The organism is Mycobacterium botniense, assembly GCF_010723305.1.
Lineage (GTDB): Bacteria > Actinomycetota > Actinomycetes > Mycobacteriales > Mycobacteriaceae > Mycobacterium > Mycobacterium botniense.
Window position 1 is genome coordinate 1,882,300 of the sequence record NZ_BLKW01000002.1, and the last position, 24,718, is coordinate 1,907,017.

A 24,718-nucleotide genomic window follows, 5' to 3' on the forward strand; every position below is an offset into this window, starting at 1 on the left:
TCAGGACGCCATCCCGGTGGTGGTGAGGTTGCAGACGTTGAGGAGCAGCACGTCGCCGTCGGCGACGGTGACGGGCGGGTTGGCGGCCAGCGTGAACATGCACACCGCGGAGGCGTCGCCATCGAAACCCGTCCACAGGCTGACGGCTTCGATGGTCTCGCCGGTGGTCATGTTCCACGACGGCGCCGCGCCGGTGAGCTCGGTGGCCCCGTTCGTGGGGGTGTCGACCGCGAGCTGCTGACGCGACGTCACCGCGGACAGGTTGGACGTTCCCGCGTTGCCGGGATCCCCGTTGTGCAGCTGCGCGCAGACGATGGGGACGGTCAGCGGCACGTTGTTCAGCGTCGCGAGAAAGAGATCCGCGAACGCGGGGGTGATTCCGTAAGCCATGAAATCCGCCTTAGGAGTGGGTGATTTGGAAGATCCCGGCGGCGTTCCAGTCGATCTCGAACGTGCCGTTGGTGTCGGAGACGAGCTCTCCGTAGTTCACGTAGCCGATGAGCGGGTTCGACGCGGCCGCGCCGGGTGTGACGTCGACGATCGCGGCGTACTGGGCAGAGATCGTGGAGTCCGGTCCCCATGAGATGTTGTTGGCCGTAAATGTCAGCGTGTTCGACGCGTAACTGGCGCCCACGCCCGAAAGCGCTTGGCCACCTGCGGTATAGCCGGTGCCGGTGATCTCCTGGGCGCTGATGTCGGACTGGTAGCGATGCGCGTCCGACGGCGTGTAGCCCGAACCGAGCAGCATCACGTGGAACGTGTCGTTGTAGAGGTTGATCTGCTTGTTTGCAAGGGATTCCATGAATCCGCCGTACAAAGTGGCTGTGACTGTCATCGCATCGCTTTCCTGTGAGAAATAGCTGTCGTCGTCGTATTGCGCTCTACTGCAATACGATTCCGGCCGCCGACCAAAAGGAGGACGTGGTTCCGGTGAAGGTGGTGGAAGCGCTCGAATCCTGAATGAGCAGCCCCGTATAGGGGCCGCTGGCGCCGTTGTAGCGTTCCGTTCCGCCGCTGTACGCGGTGAAGGTGCCGCCCCCGAAGTTGGCGCCTACGCCGAACCCGTGGACGATCATCTGCCCGGCGGCGCAGGTCAGCGATTGCGACGCCGCCAGCGCACCCTCGGCGGTGAGTTTCGACCCAACGGCGGATACGTCGTTGTACGAAACAGTGTTCGCGACAAAGTAGTTCGAGCCGCTCATGCTTGCAACGACCGTCTCCGCACCGGACGGTGGAGACGCCAGTCCCCACACCGAAAGTTCCCCATAGATCGCCGAGTTGTCGTGGTAGGCGTAGGCGAGCAGAGTCATGGCCACCCCGCCATAGCTGACCGCCGAGGTCGCCACCCCCAAATCCGTTGCTACGAACGCCAACACATAGTTGCCGGCGGCGTTGTGCGACCACGAGCCCGAAGACGCGTAACTCGCTGCGCCAGAGCCCAAGGCGTCGAACGTCACCGGCAGCGTCGTCTTGACCGTCGGAACCAGCATCTGCGCGGCCGCGGCCGACAGCGGGACGACGATGACCGAGCTCGCCGAGATCGTGGGCGCCAGCTCTTTGGCCGACGCCTCTGCGGTCATCACGGGGATAACCGCGCTGCCGGCCAGCCTGGGCATCAGCGCTTGCGCGGCGGCAGCCATCGTCGGAACCGAGACGACCGACTTGGTCGTGGCGGTCGGCGCCAGCGCGGCCGCCGTGGCTGTCATCAGCGGCGCCGCGACAGCCTCGCGCGTTGCCACAGTGGGCGCCAACGCCGCCGCCGCGGCCGTAGCCAACGGCACCGCCACCTTGGCGCCGGCCGTGACCGATGGCGTCAGCATCCCCGCGTTGGCGTGCATCGTCGGTGCGGGCGTCCGGTACGTCCGCACCACCGGCGCCAACATGGCCGCGGCCGCGTTCATCGGCGGCACGGCGACAACACCGTCAGCAGTGACCCTGGGCGCCAGCATCCCGGCCGCGGCGCGCGCGGTCGGCGCCGTCACGGTCTTGGCCGGCGCCCACAGGCCGGCAGCTGCGGGCGCCCACTCCAAGCCGCACGACCCCAACACGAGCGTGTCCCCGTCAGCCACGGTGACCGGCGGCTGCGCCGGGAGCGTGAACATGCACATCGCGCTCGGATCACCGTCAAACCCCGACCAGAGACTCACCGCCGCGACCGTTTCCGCGGCGGTCACCTCCCAAGACGGAGGCACGCCAGTCAGCCCGACAGCGCCCGTGTCCGGCGCGGTAACGGTCAGCTCCTGGCGCGCCGTGATCGCCGACGGGTTGCTCAGTCCAGCCGAGCCCGGAGCGCCGTTGTGCAGCTGGGCGCACACGATCGGTACCCGCGGCCGTCCACCGCTCAACGCCGAGAGAAGCAGGCTGGCGAACGCCGGTGTCATACCGTAACTCGCCAACCCGCTCCTCCTCTCAATGGTGATGCGTTGTGTTCCAAAGCCATTCGAGAAGCACCCCGAGAAGCACAGCGGCGCCCAGCGTCCAGGCCGACGTCACGATGTCGGCGACCGCGGGGCCCATCGCGAACGGTCCTACGCGGTGGCGGTGATCGGGGTGCTGGCCGCCGATGTCGCGGTGATGCCGTCGGCGCCGGTGACGGTGTAGGTGAACGCGAACTCGTGCCCGTCGACGAGCCCGGTCACGGTGAGCGTGACAGTGTCGCCGTCGACGATCGGGTCACCCGAAAGTTCAGCTGCGCCAGTGGCGTCGGCGGTGAGGTCGGTTTGGGTGACCTCGTAGTTGAACGGCCCGGTCGCTGTGTTCGGTTGCGGAAAAACGATTTCGGCGCTCAGACCAGGCTGCGCTGATACTGTCGGCGCGATCATCATGAATCCAGTGATCACGATTTATCCTGCCGTTCCGGTGTTAGCGATTTCGCAGAAGAAGTCGGCGGATCCGCCGCCGACGATGGTGTTGGGGTAGGAGCTGGAGTTGCTGTAGGACACGAACCCCGGCTGGATGTAGTCGCCGGCGTCGAGCTGCACACCGATGAACGATGCACCCTTTTGGATGTAGTACGGCAGCGCTCCCGGGGAAGTCAGGCAGATGACGTCGATGTCATACAGCAGACCGTTTTTGAAGATCCCGACACCGAAATAGGCATAGCTGGCACCACTTTTCGGCACCCACTGGGTCATGACCCGCACGTTGTAGATGGCCGACTTGTGGACGGTGAGCTTATTGGTGGACGGGTCGTAGGTGTAGTTCGAGGTCTGCGCCTGGATGTTGTTGAAGTAGTTGGCCGGCGCCAACGCGCAGTTGATGTTGTTGGCCAACGTGATCGCGGTCGTCGACAGGTTGCCGGCTTGGAACACGTCACCGATGATCGGGCCCGGAGCGTCGTCGACGAACCCGAACGACGCCATCTGGGAGGGCGCCATTCCCGCGTACTGGGCCAGCCCGAAGCCGCAATACCGGTATGCGGCACCGTAGTTGGTCACACCCGAGGTGTCGAGGTATTCCAGGATCGCGACACCGTTGACGATGATTTGAAGCAGCGGATGGTTGTTGCCGTCGAACCCGCAGGACAGCGAATACGCGGCGCCGGCGTAGAACGTCGGTTCGCTGGGCGTCCACTGCGCCAGCACCGTGTCTGTCCCGTTGACCACGTTGTGGATCGAGTACAGGATGGGGCTGATCTCGGCGTAAACGTAGGTGGTCATCGACGCGTTGGAGCGGCCGATCAGGATGTCATAGCCGGAGCCTTCGGACAGGTTGAAGTAGTTGTAGGAGCCGGGCGCGTTGTAGTAGACGGCGGAGACGATCTGGTCGTCGGTGTTGGTCGGGGTCGGGTGCAGCGCCAGCCCGGTGAAATTGGCTGTGCCGCTGGGGTTGAGCTGCGCATAGCCTGAGCTGTTGATCCCGAGTGTGCCGTAGCCGGCCGGGGTGTAGGTCTCGGTGAATCCGGCCAGTGTGGCGGTGGAGAAGTTCAGGAAGACGTTGATGCCGTTGTTGGAGTCGGCGGCGTCTTGGGCTTGCATCGACTGCACCGCGGTGTTGGTGGCGGCGATCGTCGCGGCGGTGGCCTGCAGCACGAGCTGGGCGTCCGCGGCGGTCCCGCCGCCGCCGAGGATCCCGTCGAGTCCTTGGATGATGGCGCCGATGATGTTGGCGACGCCCTGCACGGCGGAGACGATGAAGTTCGCGACGTCGTCGATCACCTCGGCGCCGGTCTTGAGGATCAGCGTGGCGATGTCGGCGATCGCCTGCAGGGCTTCGGCCCCGAACGACGCCAGCGCGGCGAACGGGTTAGCGCCGGCGCCCAGGCCTCCGACCAGCGCCGAGGCCACCCCATTCGCGGTGCCGGTCGACAGGTTGTGCGCGCGGCCGATGACCCCGATTTCCTGGGTGGACGGCGAGTCCTGGGGCGGAACGTTGTGGATCGCCGGGTTCGGGGTGATCGCCGGCGGGTCCGACGTCGCGTAGGTGGGGTCGATCGTCATAGCGGCACGAAGCTCGGCCGGACCTGGAAGCTGCAGCGGGCGGTCGTCGACCACTGGTTCGCCGACGCCGTCTGGTTCTCGGCGTACAGGTAGATCGTGGCGGCCTGCCCCGCGGGCACGATGTTGGCGCTGCCCGGCCCCAGCCCGTAGGAGATGGCTTGAACGGTGCCCGGGGATGCGCCGGGGTTGCCGTAGCCGTAGGCGCAGATCTGCCCGGATGGACCGTTGACGCGGGCCACCAGGTCGACCATGGTGTCGACCGCGCCGACGACGTTGGCTTGGGCTTTGACTTCCGGCCACCACGCCAGCAGCTGCGCGGGTACCTGGATGGCGCCGATCTGCTTCTGGGAGTTGGTGTTAGCCGGGGAGGCGACGATACCTGTTGCGTAGTACCAGTTCCCGACCGGGACGGGCTGCCATTGCGCCTGACCGCTGCCGGGATCCCAGCCGATCATGTATCCGGCCGCCGCGGTCACCCCCCCAAGAACCTGCGAGATCGTCGTCTGGCCGTCTTGTCCCGGCGGGCCGGCCCAGTTGTAGAAGGTGAGGCTGAGCGCGACCGGGTCGCCGTTGGAATCCCATTCGGTTTCAACGACTTCGGGGTTGGGTGAGGGAAGCGGTGTGCCGTAGGCGACCGGGATCATCTGGAAGGTGAACTTCACCGCGGGCCCGGGGGGGCCGGGCTGCACCGCCGGGAACGAGGCTCTGCCACCACCCGGGCCGAACACCACGATCCCGGCGCCGGAGGCGTTGTTGAACGCGGCCGGGAACCACACCGAGCCGTTGAACGTCACCGACCCGTCGGGGTTGGTCGACCACGTATTGCCCGGCAGGTAATAGGTTTGGCCGTTGTACGTGACGTACATGCCGTTGGGGTCGGCATAAAACGCTGGTGCTGTCACGTCAGGTTGCCTCCGGAAAGAATGATGTTCACATAGGTTTCAAGGCCCGAGATTTTCCGCAGGATCTTCGTCGGTGCGCCTTCTTCGCTTTTGCCGTCACCGATCTGCAGGGTTACCCGATTGCGTTCGGTGCGTGAGTCTTTGATGTCGAGCAGCTCGACGTAGTCGATATAGAGCGTGCCGCGGCGAATGTAGAACACGAGGGTTCCGCGCCAGATCTCGCGGCCGACCGCGAACGGCTGGTTGTCGATGAAACTGATTTTCGCCGAGGGGTATCCGCGGATATTCCACAACGCCGAGGCCTGCGAGAACAGGGAGTCGATCGACAGCGCGCCTTCACCGGAGGGAAAGAACTTCTCGGCGAACATGTACGGTCCGCCTTTGAGTTTCGCGTCGTAGTTCTCCGCGACGGAGAAGGCGAACAGCACGTTGTCAAAGATGCCGTCCAACAGGCTGTTCGGTACGCCGGTGACCCCGAGGGCGATGGTGATCGCGTCGATAAGCCACTCCAAGGTGGCGTTGATCAGATCGTTGATCCACTTCGGGGACTGGCCACCGATGACCGCCTGGTAGGCGAGCGGGGCGTGGTGGTCCACGCTGAAGTCGATCATCCCCGATTCGACGACGTCGAGGTTGAAATACACGCTCGGCGGTATGAAGTCCACACCGATCGTCGGGGCGATGTACTCGCCCAAATCCGGTGTCAGATAGGAGGCCTCGTTGTTCGGGTTCAGCAGCGGCGCCAGCGCGTTGCCGAGCAGTGAGCCTTCGAGCTGGGTGAGGTCGACCACCAAGCCCTCGAACGGGCCCCACGGGCCGGTGAACCCGGAGCGGTCACGCAGCGTGATCACACAGGTGGCCACCGTCAGCGGGAACCACAGCCCTTCGGGCTGCGGGTCGCCGGGCACCCACATGGTGGCGTCGATGTCGAACCCGTTGTCCTGGACCTGCTGGTTGACCAGTTTCCAGATCGAGTCCATGCGGCCGTTGATCTCGATCCACGCCGAGGTGTCGTTGAGGACATCCGGTGAGATAACGCAGATCGGGGTGACCAGCATCTGCATGAGGTCCATCGGTTTGGCGCCGTCGCCGTAGAGAGTTTCGGTCAGCCACGCGATGAAGTCCGGGTGCAGGGAGGTGATGTTGTTGACCAGTTCCCACAGCCGGAACTGCAGCCGGAAGGCCTGCTCGCGGATCAGGGTGGCGATCACGGTTAGGCCTGGTCCGATGCCGAACCATTCGCCTGGTTCCTGAATGAATATGGGCAGGAAAGGATTTGGCCACGTCAGGATCCGGTCGAGCCATGTTTTGTCGCCGACGAGCTCGCAGGCGACGGTTTGGATGCCCTGTTTGGATTGGTCGTGGGCGACGTCGATGCGGCCGGACCACCGGTAGCCGGGGTCGGTGGGATGCCACGGGGAGTTGCCCTTGGTGTAGATGACCGGCACCACGATGGTGTCGCACTGGATCGCAACCTCGGCGAGGTCGTCGTCGCCGTCGAGGGTCAGCGATCCCGCCGGCAGATCCTTGCGCGGGTCCATCAGATGCAGGTCGATGTAGCGGCCCGAGCAGTCCGGATCGATGCACGTGTAGTACTGGTCGTAGACGGCCAGGGTGGCCTTCGGTGACGGTATGAGCTGCGGTGTCGCTGCGGCTTTCGCGGTTTGGATCGCAGTCAGCGGGTTGCCGCCCCGTAGTGCTTGGATCAGGGCGGTCGCGGTGGGGGCGGTCACGCCGGGTGAATCCTGCGCGGGGTCAACGACATAACGATCTGGGAGGACGCGGTGCCGCCGGTGATCGACACCGGGATCTGTGACAGCGTGACCTGATCCGGTGTGGCCACACCCGGTATCGGGGTGTCATAGACCCCGGACAGCAGTTTCTGGAACGAGGTGTCGGTGAGGTTGTTCATGTTCACCACTCGCTGCTGGCGCGGCAGCGTGGACAGGAACGCGACGTCTCCGGCCTTCAGCGGCCCGACGGTGATCATGTTCGTGCTGTTGGGGCCGTTGCCGAATCCCCACGTTCCGGGCCCGTAGAACAGGATGTCGGGCCAGCCCTCCTGGGTGCCCTGGTTCGACAGGCCGACATACCCGGTTTCGGCGGCCTGGTTGTTGTCGGCGCCGGCGAAATAGGCGATCGGGGCGGGCTGGGCTTCGTTGAAAATGCCTTGCCCAGTGGTCATTCCGAATCCGGTGTAGCGGTTGTCCGGCCCGAGGGGGCTGGTTTCGCCGGCCTCGGTGAACGAGACGACTTCGGTGCCGTCGAAGCGGGTCACCGCGAAGCTGCGCGGCACGCCCGGGACCGCGCCTGCGATGAACTGCCAGGTCTCCCCGGGCAGCGGCGCGGAGAACAGGTCGACCACCCGGTAGAGCATCGTCGCGACACCGTCGACGACGCAGTAGACTTCGATTCCGCCCCAACCGAAGTCGCAGAACACGCCGTTGCCGTTGGCGTCCATTCGGGCGCCGATGACGGTGGTGGCTTCGCCGAACAGCACCACACCGTCCCAGCCGGCGCCGAGGGTGACGGTCACGACTTGGTTGTCGGTGTCGGTGGGCTGGGCGGTGTAGATGTTGAGCACGCCCTGGGTGGAGTTACCGGAGTCGGCCCAGTGGACTTGGCGGTCGGCGCCGACGTACTCGTAGCCGGAGCCCTTCGGGTTGTAGATGGTCGACCAGCCCGGCCCGAGCCCGGATTCGGTTGGAGTGGCGAAGTTGTCGGAGAAGTCGGCGTAGGTGGGCCGCCAGGAGTCGACGACGGGGATGGTTGTCCAGAAGCTGTCGTCGATGCGGCAGATGTGGGTCATGTCCCACACCCCGATCTCGCGGGGGGTGAGTTTCATTGCGTCGCCCCAGGAGTCGGGCATCAGCCGGACCTGGGCGGTCCAGTAGCCGCCGTCGGGGGTGATGTATTCCATCGTCAGGGTGGTGTCGCGTGGGGTGGACCAGGCTCCCATCCATTCGTCCATGATCTGTTGCAGCACTTGGGGTGTGCGGGCATGGACTTGCAGCTTCAGCTTGATGATGGCCGGGTCGTACACCTTGCCCTGGTAGGTGACCCCGTCTTGGCGGGCGGCCTGCAGGTCAAGGTTCTTGAACTTCGCGGCCATCCCGACCGGGTTCTCGACGCACAGGATGCCGTCGGTCACGCCGGGGAACGGCGCCAAGCCGCCCATCAAGTAGAAGATGTGCTGGCGGTCGGCGCTGGTCACCCACAGGTTCGGGAGATCACCTGCGGCGAGCTGGTCGGCACCGTAGGGGGTGATGGTGCCGTTCGGCCACATGCTCACCCTGTGTATGCCTGCGATGCGCCCCACGTCGTGCCGACCGCGCGGGCTGAGTTGTTGATGGCCATCTGCGAATTGATGTCCTCGTGCAGCTGCTTGGGGTCGTTGGCCTGCACGTGCACGGGGCCCATGATCTGGATCGGCGCCTGCGGCTGCGTGTTACCGACGTTGGCGTACTGGTCGGAGGAGGCGTTGGAGGCGAACGGCTGCTGGGTTTGGCCGGCGGTGTTCTGCTGGCCGGCCGGCCGCACACCGGTCACACCCATCAGCAGGCGGCCGGGGATGGTTTTCGACCAATCCGCCCCGGTCGCATCGGAATTCGGGATCAACGCCTCCAGCAGGCCTTCGACGCCGATGCCGACGTCCTGGGCGCCGTAGGCGGCGGCCCGGTTGAGCTCTTGGAAGCCGATGTTCATCGCTGAGGAGACGGCGCCGCCGGCGCCGCCGAAGGTGCCCATGTCGGCGCCCATCGCGGCGGCCTGGGTGGCCGCGCCTTCGAGGCCGCCGATGATGCCGCCGGAGAAACCGATGCCTGGCAGGGCTCCTTGCCCGGTTCCGGGCTGTTGAACATCAGCACCGGGTGTCGCGGTGTCGGACAGTCCCTGCTTGGATCCGGGGCTGACAGCGCCGGGGCCGGTGGGTTCGTGGATGCTGGCGTTGTCGCCGGGCTTCGGCGCGCCCGGCGGCGGCTCGATCGCGGGCCCGCCGGGGGCGCCGGGCGCCTTGACCATGTTCTGCGGCTGCTGGGCCGGCGCCTGCTGCTGCGGCGGAGGCTCCGGTTGATCGGTCACCTCGCCGCCGGGCGCGTAGTAGCGCACCGACGTCGGGTCGATGCGGCCCTGCCGGATCGCGTCCATGAAGCCGGGTCCGTATTTGTCGACGGCCTCGCTGGGCTCGACATACTCGTGAGGCGACAGCCACGCCGGGATCGTGTCCGTGCCGGACGGGCCTCCGGTGGCGAAGTAGCCGGGCTGGTGGAGGTCGAAGAACTGGCGTGCCTGGTTGCCGAGCTTGGGAAGGTTGAGCCGCCACGACGGGGCGTTCGGGTCGTGCCACCAGCTTTGGCCGCGGGTGGACTCAGTCCAGGGCGTCGGCGGCGCTGAGGGCGGCCCGGGCGGCTGCGGCCCCTTGGTGTTTCCGCCCAGCCGTGACAGGTCGGGTTGCATCTTCACCGGAGGCGCAACGGATTTCGGCCCCAGGTTCGGCAACGCCGGGCCGGAATAGTTCCCGTCGGGCCCGATCATGCCGTGCTGCTGCGCCCACGCCCGAACCTCCGCAGGCAGCATGTCGGCGTCGGGTTGCGGCCTCGGCGCCGCGGGCGCGGGGGCCGGCGCAGGCGGTGCGGGATGCGCGAAAGCGTTGCGCAGCAGCCGAAGTTGCTGATCCGGTGGCAGCTTCGCAATCTGGTCGGCGGTCAGCGGCCCGTTGAGGTCGGCCGGGGCGGATGGCGCACCGCCGCCGGACGCGCCAGCACCAGCACCAGCCCCGCCGCTGCTGGGTGTCGGTCCGATGGTGTTGCCGCGGGCTGTGTCGAGCCCGGCGGCGGCCGCGTCGTCAGCGCCCGGCGCGCCTGGCGGCGCGGCGAGCGGGGCGGGATTCGGGAAGCCGAACCGCGCCGCGCCGAGACCACCGGGGACGCCCAGGCCGCCGAAGCCGCCACCAGCGCCCCCCGCGCCGGGTGGGGCTTGGCCGATCGCGGCCCACGCCGCGGTCTCCAACGGCCCCAGCACCAGGTCTTCGAGGAACCCGACGGTCCACTCCGCGAGCCCGGGCAGCCCCTTGGACAGCCCGAAGCGGTCGGCCAGCGGCACCGGCAGGAACGGGTTCTCGCCGCCGCCGGCGCCGCGGCGGCCGTGCATCGCGTGGAACGTGCCGCGCTCGGCCTCGGCCAGCCGCTGCTGCTCCTGGGTGCGTTCGGCCTTGAGGTGGCGGATCTCTTCGTCGAGGCGGTCGCGTTCGGACTGCTTGGCGGTGGCCTTCAGCTCCGAGCGGCGTTTCTCGGCGTTGTCGATCTCGGCGTCGAGGTGCCGCAGCCGTTCCTCGGCCGCCGCGACGCGCTGCGGGTTGGCCGTGTAGTAGCCCGGCTGCCCGCCCGGGCCGGTGCCCGGTGTCGCGCCCGGCGGAATGCCGCCGCCCATGCCGCCGAAACCACCCGCGCCCATGCCGGCGGCGAAGCCGGGCATCCCGGTGGCCGCGCCTTCCCCGTACAGGGTGGGCAGGAACATGTGGTGGTCGAACTGGGAGCTGGCCGCGCCGGCCGCGCCGGCGCCGATCACGAAGTTGCCGTGGCTGCCGCCGGCTTCGGCGTTCTCCCCGTTGGACAGGGTCATCGCGGCGTGCCCGTCGTTGGGGTTAGGGCCATGGTCGTACCAGCCCACGCTGATGGAGCCGGGGCCGCCGATGCCGGGCTGGAAACCCAGCGCGGCCAGCCACTGGCCCATGTTCTTCGTCGTCGGCAGGTTCGTCGCCGGCAACCCCATCGCCCCGAGAATGACCCGGCCGACCATCCCCGAGCAGTCGTCCCGGGCGCCCTGGCTGTAGGGGGTTCCGGCCAGCGACGAGGCGACCGCAACGTCGGGGGCCATGCCGCCGTAGCCGAGCGCGCCGCCGCCGGCGCGGCCGAGCACGATGCGGCCGTTCATCAGATCGGAGCGGAACTTGTACACCTCAGAGTGGCCGCCCATCTTCTGCACCTCCTGGTGGGTCAGGACGTGCTCACCGTCGGCGCCCCAAAACAGCGCGGAGTCATGGCCTTTCGGGCCGGGCGCGTGCAGCGGGCCGCCCTCGGCGTGACTGGTCAGCTGGTTATACAGGCCGACAGCGAAACCACCTGCGGCACCAACACCGGCGCCGATCGCGGTGCCGACGCCGGGAATGATCGAACCAGCGGCCGCGCCGAGCGCCGCACCAGTTGCGGTATCGGTGCCGACCACGGCCGCGCTGTGCAAGAAGCTGTTCGGGTCGGTGTGATCCTGGGCCCACTGGCCGCCGAGCTGCGCCCCGATACCGAGGATGCCGGCGGCCTTCAACCCCGACAGCGCGGTGCTGAGTCGGCTCGTGGCCACCTCGGCGCCTTCCTCCTGGGCGATGATCGTGCCCAGTCCGGACGCGATGGGACGAAGGATGGTGCCGACGATGTCGATCGCCTTGAACGTCAACCACGCTCCGCCGAGGCCTTCGAGCGCAGTGATGACGCCGTGCGCTATGCCCGGGTGCTTGGCTAGTTCGTCACCAACCCACTTCGCATCCTTCGCGACCTCGGTCATCACCGGGACGAAAGCGCTGCCGATCTCTGCTTCGGCGGCGCCGAACGCCGCATGGGCGTCACGCATCTTCGCGTTGAGCGTGTCCTGGGACTCGTGGAAGCCCTTTACCGTTCCGTCGGCTTCGGTGTACGTGGTGGCAATCGCCTTGATGCGGTCGTTCGTCTCTTGCGCGTGATCGCCGGAAACCTGCAGTGCCACAGACTGGCCCGCGACCGTGCCGGTCATGTCACGCATCGCCTTGCCGAGCGTCTCAATCGTGTCGCGCCCGATACGCAACGCCTTGCTGTAACCGTCGACTTTGTCGTTGAGCTGCGCAAACTCCATGAGCTTTGCCCGGTCCTCGGCGACGCTGTCCCGCGCGGCCTTGGTGTAATCCTTGACGGTTATCTCGTTGTTCTTCAACGCCGTCGCCAACTGCGCGGCGTGCGGCGACATCTGCGTGATCATCTCGTCGAGATCGGCAGCGGCCTGCGAACTCTTGAAAAGCTCACCCTGATTGAGCTTCATGCCCGGCAGCAACTTCGACTGCACCGTGTCGAACAGGTACTGCATCGTCCCGGCCAGACCGCGCTCCGAAAACTTCTGACTCACCTCGTCGGCGTTGATTCCGAACTGCGCCATAGCATCCCGCGCGGGCTGAGACTGCCCGGTGAACGCGTTGATCGCGTTGCGCATGTTCTCGGTCGCCTGCTCCGGTGATGTACCGGATTGGGTGAGCTGCGCAAGCGTGCCCCACACGTCTTCGAGCTTGAGATGCGCTGCGGCAGCGACAGGTTCGACCGAATGCAACGCGCCAGCGAAATCCTGGAAACTGGTTTTCGCCGATCCGACAGCGGTCACCATCTGCGACATCAGCCGTGCTGCTTGCTCCGGTTTGACGTTGAAGTCGGTCATGGACGTGGTGAGGCCGTTGACCACTTCCATCAGGTCGGCTTGTTCCGAGCCGGCCCCCTGGGCCGCGGCGTCGAGCACCTTCAGGGCGTCGGCCCCCCGGAAACCGGCCTTCTCGATGGTGTACATCGCGTTCATCAGCTCAGTGGTGGTGTAGCCGACCTTGCCGGACATCTGCAGTACGCCGTCAGAAATCGTCTTCAGGTTGCCGCTGAACTGGCCGCCGATCATCTCGCCGGTCTCGCCGGCAGCGGCATGCAGCTTCATCAACTGCTGCTCGAGATCGCCTGCTTTGCGGGTGGTGAGATCCATCGCGATTCCAACGCCGGCCACCGAGCCGATGCCGGCGGCGTTGAAGATCGGGTTCGCCCCGAGCTTCTGCAGCCGGCTGACCGAGTCCGCGGTCTCGTTGCCGGCCTTGGCCAGCCGGCCGTGCGCGGCTTCGGCCGCGATCATCGCGTCGATATGGTCGCGCTGCGAGCGGGCGAGCATCGCCTGCGCCGCCGCGGTGCGGCTGCTGTCGTCCCCGTACTTCACGGTGGCCTCGGCGAGCCGGCGCTGATCGCGGATCATCCGGGCGGCCGCATCCGCTTCCACGTCCGCGGCGCGCCGCCACTCCTGCTGCAGCGCCAGCAATTCCCGCCGGGCGGCGGTGCCGTCCACCGCGGCGAACGCCTTCGACAGCGACCCTCCCAGACCGTGGGAGATGTCGTTGCCGACGCGGGCGAAGTGATCGACCAGCGCCCGGGAGGTCGCCATGAGCGCGCGCTGGTCTATCCGAGATTCAACGTCGAGGTATACAGGCACGGCTCACCGCCTCTCGTATGAGTAAGCGCCTCGGTGGACATGGGCTCTGGCTTTGGCGACCAGGTCGGCGCGTTTCTGGCGCTCCCGCTGCGCGAGCACCTCGTGCAGCGGCTCGTACAGGCCCGCGAGGTCCGGGGTGGTGTCGCGGCCGTCGTTGCGCAGCATCACCAGCTCACGCACGTTGCGGGCCGCGATCTTGCGGTCGAGCGTCCAGTCGACGTATTCGCCCACCACGGCAACGTCTTTCGGCAGTTTGCCGTAGCCGGGGATCAGCAGCAGCTGGTCCTTCAGGTTCGGGTCGGGGCCGCGGTATTCGACGACCCGGAAGGTGCGCTCGGCGGCCTCTTTGAACCGTGAGGTCTCCGGCAGCTCGGCCAGCAGCTCGAGCAGCTCCCGGCTGGACATGCGGCCTTGGTGCCAGTCGCGGATGTGACAGCCGGGGTAGTAGCGGCGAAGGTCAGACGCTATCTGGGTCGGGAACAGCCGCCACAGCTTGATCGCTTCCAGCACTTTTGGAATCGGCGGCCCGCTTGTTCGCGATGACCCGGTTCATCTTGGCCCAGATGAACGACACGTCGTTGGCGCGGCCGCCGGCGGCCTTGAACGCTTCGTAGCGGTCACCGAAGATCGCTTTGGCCAGCTGGATGCTGTAGTTCTCCACCAGCACCGTGTTGCCGTCTGCGTCGGTCTTGCGTGCCGGATCCTTCAACGCGCCACGGGTTTTCACGGTGCCGTCGTCGTTGAGGACGTCGGGGTGGCGGTCCCAGGACTCGACTTCGAGCTGCAGGGCGTCGTAACGCTGCTGCTGGTCGTCGTCGAGCAGGGACGGGTTGGGGATCTCGAACACGTCACCGCGGGGTGTGCGGATCTTCTCGCTGGCGACGTAGCCGAGGTAGTCGGCGGCTTGTTCGCGGGCGGCCTCGAACGAGTCGTATTCGGACACGAGGGTTTCCTTGCTGCGTGGGCGGTTGCGTAGGCATCGCCGGGGCGAGCGGCCCACGCAAGCGGTCGCCCCGGCGATGGATGGGTGTTACGAGGCGGTCGAGGTGAACGCGTTGGACACCGGCGACGTCACCGTGGTCTCACCGCTGGTCGCCGTCACCTGCACACCGCCGTACGCCGTGGAGGCGGTCAGGCCGGTGAGCTGGATCGTGGTGAAGCCGCCGGCGACCGTCGGGGAGGGTGCGACGGTGGCCGCCGCCCAGGTGGTGCCCTGCTGGATCTGCGCGGTGTAGACGGGGCTGGCCACGTCGGTCGGCGTCGGGAACTGCACGTTGGCCGTCAGCCCGGTCACCGGCGTGGCGAGAGGCGCGAAGGTCTCGAACTCGAAGTCACCCGAGGCGTTCCACTGCGACCCGGCGTAGCACGTCCACTCCGCCTGCTTGGAGAACGGGTCGGGCAGCACCTCGTAGGTCAGCTGCGAGCTGTACGGGTTCTTGCGGGCGAGGTCTTCCTTGCCCTTCTTGTCGGTGATCACGTGCGGCAGCACCCGGGCCAGCAGCTGGCCGTCGGTGTCGACGATCATCGCGATGATGATCCGGTCGACCGGCACATCGGTGTTTCCTCGCGGGATGATCAACCCCGGAGTGCCCAGCGCGGGAACACCGTTGACGAGCGGCAGCTCGTACTTGAGGTAGCGGGTCAGCGGCGTCTCCTCGAGCGGCTCGAACACGATCTTGTCGTCGAGCTTGGTCAGCACGTTGCGCGCCGAGCGGACCTGCTGGGCGCTCGGGGTCTGCTGCATCGTCTGATCCGGGGTGATCGACGTCGAGTCCTCTTTCAGCAGCCCGACATGGTGGAAGCCCAGGTTCTCGCCCGGCGCGGTCACCAGCAGGTCGGGCCGGATCGACACACCATCGGCGGCGAACGGCGTGAACAGGTTGACCACCTGGCCGTTGGGCAGCGTGGCCGGGCCGAGGCCCTTGGCCGGGTCGGCGAGGTTGAACACGCTGCCGTCGGCGTTGAAGTAGTCCCGGATGAAGATGTCGGTGATCTGGCCGTAGCGGATCGCCAACGGGTTCAGGCCGGGCTCGATCATCTGAGCCCAGCTGGCACCGGTTGCGGGCAGTCCAGTCATTGCGATGGTTTCCTCTCATGCGAAACTGCCCGCACCTGAAATCAGGTGGGGCTCAACAGGGTTCGTTGCTAATTACGTGGTCGGTGTGAAACGCAGCAGCGCATCGTAGCGCGCCACGTACCGCTTGATGTGGGGGTCGCGGTATTCGGCGAACACCGGCGGCATGTGCGGGCAGATCCACGCCCCGGCCGGCCGGCCGTCGGGCATGATCACCACATCGCCTGGGGTTTGGGACAACAACAGCTCGTCGGCGTTCCAGGCGGCGTCGCTGGCCGCCGCGCGGCCTTCCGCTTGGTTGGTGCCCTTGGCGTAGGTGTGCACCGACACGGTCGCGTCCAGCACGTATTTGTCGGACTTGTTGACCACCGAGGTCACCACGTAGCACGGCAGCGGCGTCTCCTGGTCGCGCTCCGGGCCGACCGGCAGCCCCAGCGGTTCCAGCTTGGCGATGAAAAACGCCTCCGGGGCCGCGGGGCGCCCGTACTTGAGGGTCATCGGCGACCCCGCCGGCCGCGGCCGCGGGCGGCTTTGAACGCCGCCGACCGCGCCGTCCGGGCCTGCTCCACAGCGCGGCGCTGCGCCGCGATGTGATGAGCGCCGGCGCCGGCCGCGGCCAGCTTCTCCAGGCGCTCCAGCTCGCCGCGCAGACGCCCCTGCGCGTGCTGCACGCCCTCGTCGATGATCGGCCCGGTGCCGCCGAAGTACTTGGCGGTCTTGGCGAAGATGGCGTCCTCGGGAAAGTGGCGGGTGCCGACCTCTTGCCACAACGCGATCGGGCTGTTCGACCCGACCCGCAGATGACCGGGCTTGCCGGTCGTGCGGACCTTGATCGACTCGCGGAAGTCCCCCGGCGCGCCCTCCGGCGGGGCGGTGCGGCGATCATCACGGCCGGTCTCACCGAACACCGGCGCCAGGTCGCGGGCGTAGTCGCGGACCTTCTCGGCGAACTTGTGCAGCTCGTGCTCAATCTCCACCGAGTGCAGCCCGGCGGCGATCTCCGCTTCGATGGTCATCGGTAGAGTCCGTCCGTCCACGAGATCCGCGTCCAAGGGCGGCGCCAGCCCATCCACGTCCGTCCTGGACGTCGGCGATCGCGCTTGCTGGTTCTCATCCGGCCTGCCATTCGCACACGATCCACGCGTACGACGGAGAGCCGTCGATGTCGTACTCGATCTCCGGCAGCCCTTGGACCTTGTAATTGCGTTGCGCCAGAGCGTCATTCGGGCGCTGAGGCTGGATCCACATCGAGTTGTCGATCGCCACGGGGATCGGATCGTCGTTGCTGTCGAGAAGCGGGTTGCCGGACTGGTCGAACGTCGGAATGCCGAACCCGGCCACGTACGGCAGGAACGCCCACGCCCGCTCGTGGCTGGTGATGGTGTCGGATTGCTCCTCGACCGGGCCGCGGGTGTAGGGCTCGAACGCGCAACCGAACACCCAGGCCACCACCGTCGGCGCCTTGACTGGCTGGAACAGCGAGTCTGTCGCGCCGGTGGGCTGAAACTGCACGACCGCGAGGGTTTCCCCGCCGGGATAGTCACTCATTGTTGACGTCCCAGTAGTCCCAGCCCTGGTTGCCGAATTGGTCGGACCACCAGGTGGGCCAGCCCTGATCCGGGTCGTCGGCGTCGAAGTCGTTCGGGCAGCACGACGTCATCGGCACCGCTTCGAGGGGAATGCCCAAGAGCTGCTTGTGGACGTTGGTGAACTCCAACGCCCGCATCGGGTCGCTGAAGCTGCCGCCGTCCATGCGGTGGCCGGTGGTGCGGGAGAACGACGCGAGCTTGCTGTACCGCTGATAGCGCACAGCGCTCGATACGACGTCCCACACGACGAACTGCGCCGACGGATCATCGGCCGGAAGGTTGGCGCCCTGCGGCCCGTTGTTGTAGATCCAATTCGACGCCACCTGCAGCAGCAACGTGACGATCGCCCGCTGCTGGACGGTCAGCGGCGGCCCGTCCCACAACGCCGTGAACCCGGCCAGATCGAGAAACGGCGTCGGCGACGGCGCGGTCATCTCACCCGAGCAGGTCGATGAGCTCTTGCTTGTTCTGCTTGCCCAGGGCGAGCAGCTCATCGCGGTCATGGCCGAGCGACGCCCCGTAGTCCGCCCACTTCTCGACCGGGGCGGTCTTGGCGGGCTTGGCCGGCCCGGCGCCCCCGGCCGCGGGGCTGTCGGCGGCGGCCGCAGCGGGGGGCGTGTCGTCGATCTCCTCGACCAGGCCGAGCCGCAGCCAGCGGTCACGCTGCTCGGGGCCGAGCCAGTGAATGATCGCGCCGGCGTAGCAGTGGTGGTTTCGGCCTTCGCGGTCCTTGGCGACGACCAGCGGGGCGGTGACGCGGTAGGCCATCACACACCCTCGATCTGCACGATCGCCTTGGGCTCGATGATGATCGGGGTGGTGACGCGCCGGGCCCGGATGCGCCACCGGTCATTCTTGTCCTCGCGCATCGTCTTGACCTGGATCATCGAGCGGCCGTCGTCGTTGGCTGAGCCGTCGGACTGTGAGCCGACGTATCCGGGGGCGGGCAGCTCCTCGTCGACGAACGCGCCGAAGATCGTGGCGTCGAGGACCGCGGCGAACGGCTCGAACGGGCCGCCGGGAAGGTTCGGCGTGGACAGCCACGTCTTGCCCAGCATCCGCACCGCCAAACCGGTTTCGATGCCCTCGAAGATCGGGTTCTTCGTCACGCCCTGGGCACCCATGTCCTCCCGCGGCAGCGCGGCGGTGATGTTGGGGTCGCCCATGACCGCGGCGAAGGTCTGCAGGTCCAGCACGACGGTGTTGGCGCGGTAGCCCTGCTTGAGGGAGCGCATCAGCTCCTCGGCGAACATGACGTCACGCAGGATCTTCGGCGGGTTGCTGCCCGAACCGTTCCAGTTCGCGCCGCCGGCCGGGCTCGAGCCGCCGATGGTGGATGCGCCGGCGTTCACCGACTGGGTGATCGCGGCGACCATCGCCGACATGACCACCGAGTCGATCTGGGCGACCATGCTGTTGACGATCTTGATGAACGCCCGCGCGACCACGTCGAAGTTCTGCCGGGCGATCGACTCGTCAGTGATCGGCGTGTCCAGGCCCCACTTGACGACGTTGGCCATCTGCGCGGGACCGGTCGGGACCGGGGTCAGCGGGTACTCGTCGCCGGGCTGCACCGCTTGCGGGGTGTTGGCCGCGAAGATCGACTCGATCTGTTCGTAGATGACCGACCCGTCTTTGGTGTAGAACTGCCCGGTCAGCACCTTGTTGCCGATGAAGATTTGGTCGGCGATCAGGCGCAGCGCGCGCAGCACGGTCGTCGGGTCGTTAAGGTAACGACTGATCGAGTAAACGTCTTGCGTGGCAAGGTTTCCGGTGGGAAAGCCAGGAGGCTCGAGAATGGGCATCTCGACCTAGTCCTTTCTGGAAGTGCTGCGGCGCAGCGGGTTTCGGGGTTGAAAAAACCCCGACCCACTACGGGAGTCGGGGTGCGTGTGGCTGGTGCTGGCGGCCGGTCAGAACTCGCCGAGCCGGACGGCGACCTGGCCGTTTGCGGCCGCGCTCCACGCGTGGCCGATCACCTGGTCGTAGGTGGTGCCGTCGCCGAGGTCGGCGACTGCGCCGTTCGCGGCGGCCACGACGGGGTCTCCGGCGTTGATCGCGCCGGCGGCGGCCAGCAGGTGCACGCCGCCGAAGTACACGCTGACCGGGGCGCCGGAGGCGGCGCTGGCCGCGGCCACACCGACCTGGGCTGAGGTCGCCGCTGAAGTCGGTACGACGGTGGGGTTCACCCCGCCGCCGACCAGCGTGCCGCCGGTGATCACGACCAGCTGACCCTGGGTGATCGCCGCACCGGCGATGCAGGATGCCTGGGTGCCGGCGAGATAGAGGGGGACGTAGTCCTGTCCAGCCATGTCAGTTCACGCTGCCTTTCGTGGTGGGGAATCCGAGACGGGCCATGACCCTGCCGTGGGCGTAGTCCTTGGCCTGCTGCTCGGGGTCGGGGGCGCCCTCGAAGCCGATCTGGCCGGCCACGCCCTGGTGGCCGACCTCATTGACGGGGATCAGGCCGGCCGCCAGGCTGGCCAGCACCTGCTTGGTGCCGTCGCGGTCGGCCTTGAGCGCGGCCAGCCAGTGGTCCTTGCGGGCCGGGGCGATCTTGCCCTGGCCGATCGCGGCCATGACGGTGCGCTCGTCTTCCTCGGCGATCTGACGGGCGCGCGCCTCAACACCTTGCGCGGCAGCGGCTTTCAGCTCGTCGAGGGTGGCCTGCTCGATCTGCACCAGCCCGTTGACCACGCCGGCGGCCGCCGCGACCGGCGCGGGCTGCGGCTCGGGTTCAGGTTCGGCCGCGGGCGCCGGAGGCTTGAGCTCGGCGATCTTGGCCAGCACGGTGTCCTCGTCGGCGGATGCGTCGATACCGAGCGCTTCGGCGACCTTTTCGGGTAGAGCCACGATGGCCCCTCCTTCTGTTTCGGAAGCCTCGCCGGCTTCGATCTTGATTCCGAACTTCTTCGCAGCAGCCTTGATGCGGTCCTTGATCTGGGCCAATTCTGCTGCGCTGTAATCCTTTTGGTTCTTCGGCATGTTGATGTACGACCACGCCGCGCGAACATGCTCAGCGGTGTCGATCGGGTACTTGCCGTTCTTCGGGTCCGCATACTTGACGTCCCCGTACGGCTTCGGGGCGTCGGCGGCTTCGATGGTCAGCTCGATCGCCTTGCCGCCGACCTGGCCGGCCGCGGCGATGTCGTACAACCGGGCCACATCCTGCAGGCTCTGCAACGACTCCACACCCGGGCGGGTGGCCCCGAGCAGCGCCAGCCCGGTCAGCACGAACTCGTGCTCGCTGCCATCCGGCGCGGTGTAGTCATACAGGCCTTCGATCGAGCGCGACGGGTACGCCGACGGCAGGATCTCGGCCAGCCACTCCGGGACGCCGACCATGTCACCGATCAGCGCCTGCCCGTCCTCGGAGGCCCGCAGGTTATCCAGCCAGCCCACCGCCGGGTCACCGGAGAAGCGGGGGTCGTTGTGGCCCAACCGGATCACCGGCTTGCGCAGCAGCCCCTTGTCGTGCGCGTCGATCGCCGCGGCGATCTCCTTGGTCGTGCATTCCCACTCGCCGGTCGACAGATTCCACTTGCCCACCCGCATCAGCTCGACGCCGGGCACGGTCACGAGGTTCACCACAGTGTCAGCTCTCCTCTTTCGGCATTGATGGTCAGCCGGCGGCCGCGGCGCCCGGCCGAGGCGTTGGCCGCGCCCTTGTACGGCAGCGCCGGCAACGCGGTATCAACCGGCTCGGTATCGGCCGGCACGTCCGGCTCAACCACCGACGACGGGGGCTTGGGGAACTGGGCCGGGTTCTCGGCCTGCAGATCCGGGTCGGCGGCCGGCAAACCGAGCTGCTGACGCTCGAACGCCTCAAGCTCGGGGTCCGCGGTGAGCAGCCCGGCGTTGACCAGCATCTGCAGCGCCGCCGCGGAGGCGTCTTGGCGGGAACCGATCTCGTCGACCACGAGCATCGGGCAGCCCGCGTCGACACCGAAGTTGATGTCCACCAGATCCTCGACCACGTGGGCCTGGGCGGTGTCGCGGATGTCGTCGGCGACCTGCTGCACACCCTGGGTGAACGTCGACTCCTGCACCGACGCGAGCGCATATGAGCCGCCGCGGTCCAGGTTCAGGAAGTGCGCCAGGGCGCACAACGCCATCTGCTTGTCGTGGTACTCGATGGCCATCCGGATGAACCCCGACGGCAACTGTCCCTGCACGCCCATCAGTTCCATCTCGGCGCCGAACGGCAACGCCACACCGGCCGTGTTGCCGCCCCGGAACTGCCGCGCGATGTTCAGATACGGCTGCAGATCCGAGCTACCGATACTGGCCTCAGAAACCGACTGCGGGGCAATGACTTTCGGGACACCGACACCGTTGCGGCGCGCCGCGGTCGCCTCGATGCGGATCAGCTCGTCCTTGAGCAGCCAGTGCTTGTAGGCCGGCCGGAACAAGCTGTTGCCGATCCACTGCCCCGGGTCCGGGTCACGCACATACACGACGAGCCGCGACACCGGGATCTGCAGCTGCAAACCACTCATGCCGCCCTGCATCGTCCCCATCGGAGCCCCGAACGCCGTCCCGGGCGGGTACTGGGTGATGCCCACCAGGCCCCCGTCGAGGGCGACGTCCCAGTAGGCGATCGTCGAGGACGGCCTGGGCGCCAACTTCCGCAGATAGGCTCGCCCGTCATCACCGATCCGGTACACCTGCTCGAACACCTGATGCCCGAACTGCTGATGCCGCAACGCGAGTTTCAGGTGCTTGGTCCACGAGAACCGGTCCCTGGTGCGCGGTTTCGGCTGGGGGTCGTTGTCGCCGACGATCGGCAACCCCAGGTTCGTCGCGACGAAGTCGACGATCTCGTCCTCGGCACCGTTCGGGTCGATCCGCCACGGCGTGCGCAGGATCGGCAGCGCGATCGCGTAATACACGCTGGCCAGCCGGGAATCCTCACGCCACATCCGGGTGTAGGTGCGAACACTGTTGGGCCACAACAGCTCCGGAACCTGCTCGAACTGGTCCCACTGGCTGAACGCCGACAGCATCCCCGGGAACGGGTTCGCGAACCCTGTCTCGGTGACCGGCGCCGCGGTCTTGGTGTTGTGCCCTGCAACCTTGCGTGGTAGGCGCTGCCTAACGGCCGGTACGCGCGTGTTCGGCGCCACTCAGCCTCCCTAACAGGTCAAAACGGAGCGTTCATGGCGTCGAATTCACGCTCAAAATCGGCTCCGGATGTCTCAATTTCGTTGTCCGCCAACGGCGCAGCCGACCGCGTCGGCGGCGCAGAGAACGTCAGCAGACCCCAATGCGCCAACGTCGCGGCCATCAGCTGCACGATCTGCCCGCCCGGCTTGCGGTCCCACGCGAACCGGTCGCCCGGCAGGTCTCGTTTCGACGCCGAGATCACCGCTTCGTTCAGCACGGCCTGGTTGGAATGGGTGATCTGGGCCGCTTCGACAGCCTCGACGATGCCTTCGCAGGCCAACGCCAGCTCGGAGGTGTTCGTCATCACCGGCTCGATGCCAGCCTCGATCAGATACGGCTTGAGGACCGCCGCCGGCGACCGGGACTCGATCACCAACGCTGCCGGGTCAGCCTGGGTGACGATGTCGACGAGCTTCTCGACCACCTCAGTCGCCGACGCCGCCTGGTTGTAGCCGATCTCGATATGGGCGTGCCCGTCAGCAGTGCGCGTCGCCCCGGCGATCGCCCACAGCTTCGTTACCGGATCGCGGTCCACCGCAATCACCTGCGGATAGATGTTCACCAGATCCGGCGATCCGTCCCCTAGCGCGTCCCACTTCTCGATCGGGAAGATGTGGACGTCGGTGATGTCCTTCGGCCACCGGCCGACTGAGAGCCGCTCGACCTCCCATTTCGCTAGATCACGCCGGAACGCCGCCAACTCATCTTCGATGTACTCCTCGGTCACCAGGTAGTCCATCGACGGATTCGCGGCAGCCCAATTCGCGCGGTCCTCACGCCAAACCCGACGCGCCGCCGGATCTTCCGGCGGCTCTGGCGCCGACCATTCCAGCCACAACAGCTTCGGATCATCACCAGCTAGCGCGCGGGCCCGCAGCGACGCCCACTTGCCGCAATACTCGTGCGTCTCCTCATCAGCCGCGGAACCCAGATACCAGATCTGCGGGTTCTTCGCCGTGGTCAGCAGCGGCATGATCGCCGCCTGCGACGCCGGCGACCAGATCATCGCCTCGTCGATCACCAGCCGGTCCACCGAGAAGCCACGGCCACCGGATTTCGTGCGCGTCCGGAACCGGATGATCGACTCGTTCTTCAGCCGAATCGACTCCCGGCCGTTCCCGCGGCGGATCTGCGCGACCTCGTTCTCCAACAGCGGGTGCGACAAGATCAGCGCTTCGAGCTTGTCCATCGACTCCATGGCCGTCTGGAACTCGTGCGCAGTGTGCAGGATCGACACGCCCGGCTCGTTGATCATCCAACCGAGCTCGACGACCTCGATGCCGCCGTTCTTGCCGTTCTGCCGGGCCACCAGGACGCCGACCTCGAACGCCAGCCACCGGCCCGCGTCGTCGGTGGCCATGCCCTCGCGGACCACCAGCTCTTGCCAGGGAATATTCTCCCGGCCCGCGATCTTGGCGCACTCGAGCGCATCCAAGCCCGCGGTGTAGTCCCGGGCGATCTCCGGGCGCGGAAAGTGACTAACCCGCGGCGTCTGCTTGCCGCGCGGCTCTGCGGGCCGCGATCTCGTCAGCAATCGTGGTGGCCTTACTGGTCTCAGGAGGATCCTCCGCCGCGCCGGCCGACGCTCCATGCGTCTCGTACGACAAACCGTTCAAGATCCGGTGCAACGCCGACGCCGCCAGCCGGGCCTCGCTGCGAACCGGATCCATCGGATCAGCGCGCAGGATCTTGTCGTACTTGTCGAGCCGATCCGTCAGCCGGCAGGCTTCAGCGACGAGCACCTTCGTGTCGATCGGTGTCTCGGGCCGCACCAGATCGCGCCACAGCGCAGCTGCGCGGCGACCAAGCTTCACCGGCCGAATCGGATCAATCGCCATGAGCTGCCAAAATGGTGCGTTTTCCGTCCGGGGGAGAGAAAAAAGCGACCGGGCGGCGGTCGCCGTGGCCCCCCTCCCCCTCGATTTTTTCGGCCGGGGGGTGGTACAACGGGCGGCACATTGTTTGCTGGGAGGGTCGGGGCGGCTGGGGCCGGCCGCGCCATGGTGACCGTGGGACCGGTGACCGGTTGCATGGGTCCATGCAGGTGTTAAGGCCAGGTCATGGCCGTGTGGCCGAGGTCGGGCTGATTGTGTGTCGCGCGTCTGCCGGTGAGTGCTGGGCGTTGGTGGTCGCGGGTTCCGTCGCCGCGTTCGCTGTTGCAGGTGCCGTGGAGTAGGCGGTCGGCGAGGGTGCCTCCGGCTGAGCGTGGGATGGAGTGGTCACCGGAGAGCGCCTTGTGGTCCCAGTTGAGTGTGGGGTCGCGGTACATGGGTTGGCCGCACCACCAGCATGGGG

The 24,718-nt window shown here is 67.1% G+C and carries 23 protein-coding genes; all 23 read right to left on the reverse strand.

What is annotated here, in order from left to right; translation table 11 throughout:
* The 23 genes from G6N08_RS08780 to G6N08_RS08890 all read right to left on the reverse strand — a co-directional run bounded on the left by G6N08_RS08780 (window position 1) and on the right by G6N08_RS08890 (window position 24,261).
* On the reverse strand, window positions 1–390 hold the full coding sequence (locus G6N08_RS08780) for a phage tail fiber protein (RefSeq protein WP_011723759.1): 390 nt from the start codon (window positions 388–390) through the stop codon (window positions 1–3).
* Window positions 391–400: 10 nt separating this feature from the next.
* Window positions 401–802: a hypothetical protein gene (locus G6N08_RS08785; RefSeq protein WP_246216647.1), complete on the reverse strand. Its 402-nt coding sequence runs from the start codon at window positions 800–802 to the stop codon at window positions 401–403.
* A 79-nt stretch (window positions 803–881) separates the two neighbouring features.
* The gene (locus G6N08_RS08790; RefSeq protein WP_163756167.1) at window positions 882–2,396 is read right to left on the reverse strand and encodes a hypothetical protein; all 1,515 of its coding nucleotides are present in this window, start codon (window positions 2,394–2,396) and stop codon (window positions 882–884) included.
* Window positions 2,397–2,528: 132 nt separating this feature from the next.
* Window positions 2,529–2,840, reverse strand: a complete 312-nt coding sequence (locus G6N08_RS08795) for a hypothetical protein (protein ID WP_033711318.1) — start codon at window positions 2,838–2,840, stop codon at window positions 2,529–2,531.
* A 3-nt stretch (window positions 2,841–2,843) separates the two neighbouring features.
* Window positions 2,844–4,439 carry a DUF7257 domain-containing protein gene (locus G6N08_RS08800; RefSeq protein ID WP_163756169.1) on the reverse strand — a complete coding sequence of 532 codons (1,596 nt, stop codon included), beginning with the start codon at window positions 4,437–4,439 and terminating at the stop codon, window positions 2,844–2,846.
* Window positions 4,436–5,341, reverse strand: coding sequence for a hypothetical protein (locus tag G6N08_RS08805; protein ID WP_163756171.1), 906 nt, complete (start codon window positions 5,339–5,341; stop codon window positions 4,436–4,438). The genes G6N08_RS08800 and G6N08_RS08805 overlap by 4 nt, the downstream gene beginning before the upstream one ends.
* Window positions 5,338–7,074 (reverse strand): Gp37-like protein, encoded by a 1,737-nt coding sequence (locus tag G6N08_RS08810; RefSeq protein ID WP_163756173.1) that lies wholly within the window; start codon window positions 7,072–7,074, stop codon window positions 5,338–5,340. Before G6N08_RS08810 ends, G6N08_RS08805 begins: the two co-directional genes overlap by 4 nt.
* Window positions 7,071–8,627: a DUF7257 domain-containing protein gene (locus G6N08_RS08815; protein ID WP_443093837.1), complete on the reverse strand. Its 1,557-nt coding sequence runs from the start codon at window positions 8,625–8,627 to the stop codon at window positions 7,071–7,073. Before G6N08_RS08815 ends, G6N08_RS08810 begins: the two co-directional genes overlap by 4 nt.
* A 2-nt stretch (window positions 8,628–8,629) precedes the next feature.
* Window positions 8,630–13,546 carry a phage tail tape measure protein gene (locus tag G6N08_RS08820; protein WP_163756177.1) on the reverse strand — a complete coding sequence of 1,639 codons (4,917 nt, stop codon included), beginning with the start codon at window positions 13,544–13,546 and terminating at the stop codon, window positions 8,630–8,632.
* Between the two features lie 51 nt (window positions 13,547–13,597).
* A complete protein-coding gene (locus G6N08_RS08825) occupies window positions 13,598–14,104 on the reverse strand; it encodes a hypothetical protein (protein WP_224112138.1) in 507 nt (168 codons plus the stop codon).
* Window positions 14,052–14,537 carry a hypothetical protein gene (locus G6N08_RS08830; RefSeq protein WP_033711323.1) on the reverse strand — a complete coding sequence of 162 codons (486 nt, stop codon included), beginning with the start codon at window positions 14,535–14,537 and terminating at the stop codon, window positions 14,052–14,054. The genes G6N08_RS08825 and G6N08_RS08830 overlap by 53 nt, the downstream gene beginning before the upstream one ends.
* Before the next feature lie 87 nt (window positions 14,538–14,624).
* Entirely contained in the window at window positions 14,625–15,671 is a 1,047-nt protein-coding gene (locus G6N08_RS08835) for a fibronectin type III domain-containing protein (protein WP_163756179.1), read from the reverse strand.
* A gap of 72 nt (window positions 15,672–15,743) precedes the next feature.
* The gene (locus G6N08_RS08840; RefSeq protein WP_011723771.1) at window positions 15,744–16,166 is read right to left on the reverse strand and encodes a hypothetical protein; all 423 of its coding nucleotides are present in this window, start codon (window positions 16,164–16,166) and stop codon (window positions 15,744–15,746) included.
* Window positions 16,163–16,684 carry a hypothetical protein gene (locus tag G6N08_RS08845; protein ID WP_033711325.1) on the reverse strand — a complete coding sequence of 174 codons (522 nt, stop codon included), beginning with the start codon at window positions 16,682–16,684 and terminating at the stop codon, window positions 16,163–16,165. Before G6N08_RS08845 ends, G6N08_RS08840 begins: the two co-directional genes overlap by 4 nt.
* Window positions 16,685–16,778: 94 nt before the next feature.
* The gene (locus tag G6N08_RS08850) at window positions 16,779–17,216 is read right to left on the reverse strand and encodes a hypothetical protein (RefSeq protein WP_062893249.1); all 438 of its coding nucleotides are present in this window, start codon (window positions 17,214–17,216) and stop codon (window positions 16,779–16,781) included.
* Window positions 17,209–17,691, reverse strand: coding sequence for a hypothetical protein (locus G6N08_RS08855; RefSeq protein WP_011723774.1), 483 nt, complete (start codon window positions 17,689–17,691; stop codon window positions 17,209–17,211). Before G6N08_RS08855 ends, G6N08_RS08850 begins: the two co-directional genes overlap by 8 nt.
* Before the next feature lies 1 nt (window position 17,692).
* On the reverse strand, window positions 17,693–18,025 hold the full coding sequence (locus G6N08_RS08860) for a hypothetical protein (protein WP_011723775.1): 333 nt from the start codon (window positions 18,023–18,025) through the stop codon (window positions 17,693–17,695).
* Window positions 18,025–19,062 carry a phage major capsid protein gene (locus G6N08_RS08865; protein WP_163756182.1) on the reverse strand — a complete coding sequence of 346 codons (1,038 nt, stop codon included), beginning with the start codon at window positions 19,060–19,062 and terminating at the stop codon, window positions 18,025–18,027. The genes G6N08_RS08860 and G6N08_RS08865 overlap by 1 nt, the downstream gene beginning before the upstream one ends.
* 108 nt (window positions 19,063–19,170) lie before the next feature.
* The gene (locus tag G6N08_RS08870) at window positions 19,171–19,569 is read right to left on the reverse strand and encodes a capsid cement protein (RefSeq protein ID WP_033711329.1); all 399 of its coding nucleotides are present in this window, start codon (window positions 19,567–19,569) and stop codon (window positions 19,171–19,173) included.
* Window position 19,570: 1 nt separating this feature from the next.
* Window positions 19,571–20,845 (reverse strand): DUF6582 domain-containing protein, encoded by a 1,275-nt coding sequence (locus tag G6N08_RS08875; protein ID WP_224112137.1) that lies wholly within the window; start codon window positions 20,843–20,845, stop codon window positions 19,571–19,573.
* Window positions 20,842–22,263 carry a phage portal protein family protein gene (locus tag G6N08_RS08880; protein WP_050593683.1) on the reverse strand — a complete coding sequence of 474 codons (1,422 nt, stop codon included), beginning with the start codon at window positions 22,261–22,263 and terminating at the stop codon, window positions 20,842–20,844. Before G6N08_RS08880 ends, G6N08_RS08875 begins: the two co-directional genes overlap by 4 nt.
* 137 nt (window positions 22,264–22,400) lie before the next feature.
* Complete coding sequence (locus G6N08_RS08885) at window positions 22,401–23,858, reverse strand: terminase large subunit domain-containing protein (protein WP_011723780.1); 1,458 nt, start codon at window positions 23,856–23,858, stop codon at window positions 22,401–22,403.
* A 43-nt stretch (window positions 23,859–23,901) separates the two neighbouring features.
* Window positions 23,902–24,261 (reverse strand): hypothetical protein, encoded by a 360-nt coding sequence (locus G6N08_RS08890; RefSeq protein ID WP_062906489.1) that lies wholly within the window; start codon window positions 24,259–24,261, stop codon window positions 23,902–23,904.
* Between the last annotated feature and the right edge of the window lie 457 nt (window positions 24,262–24,718).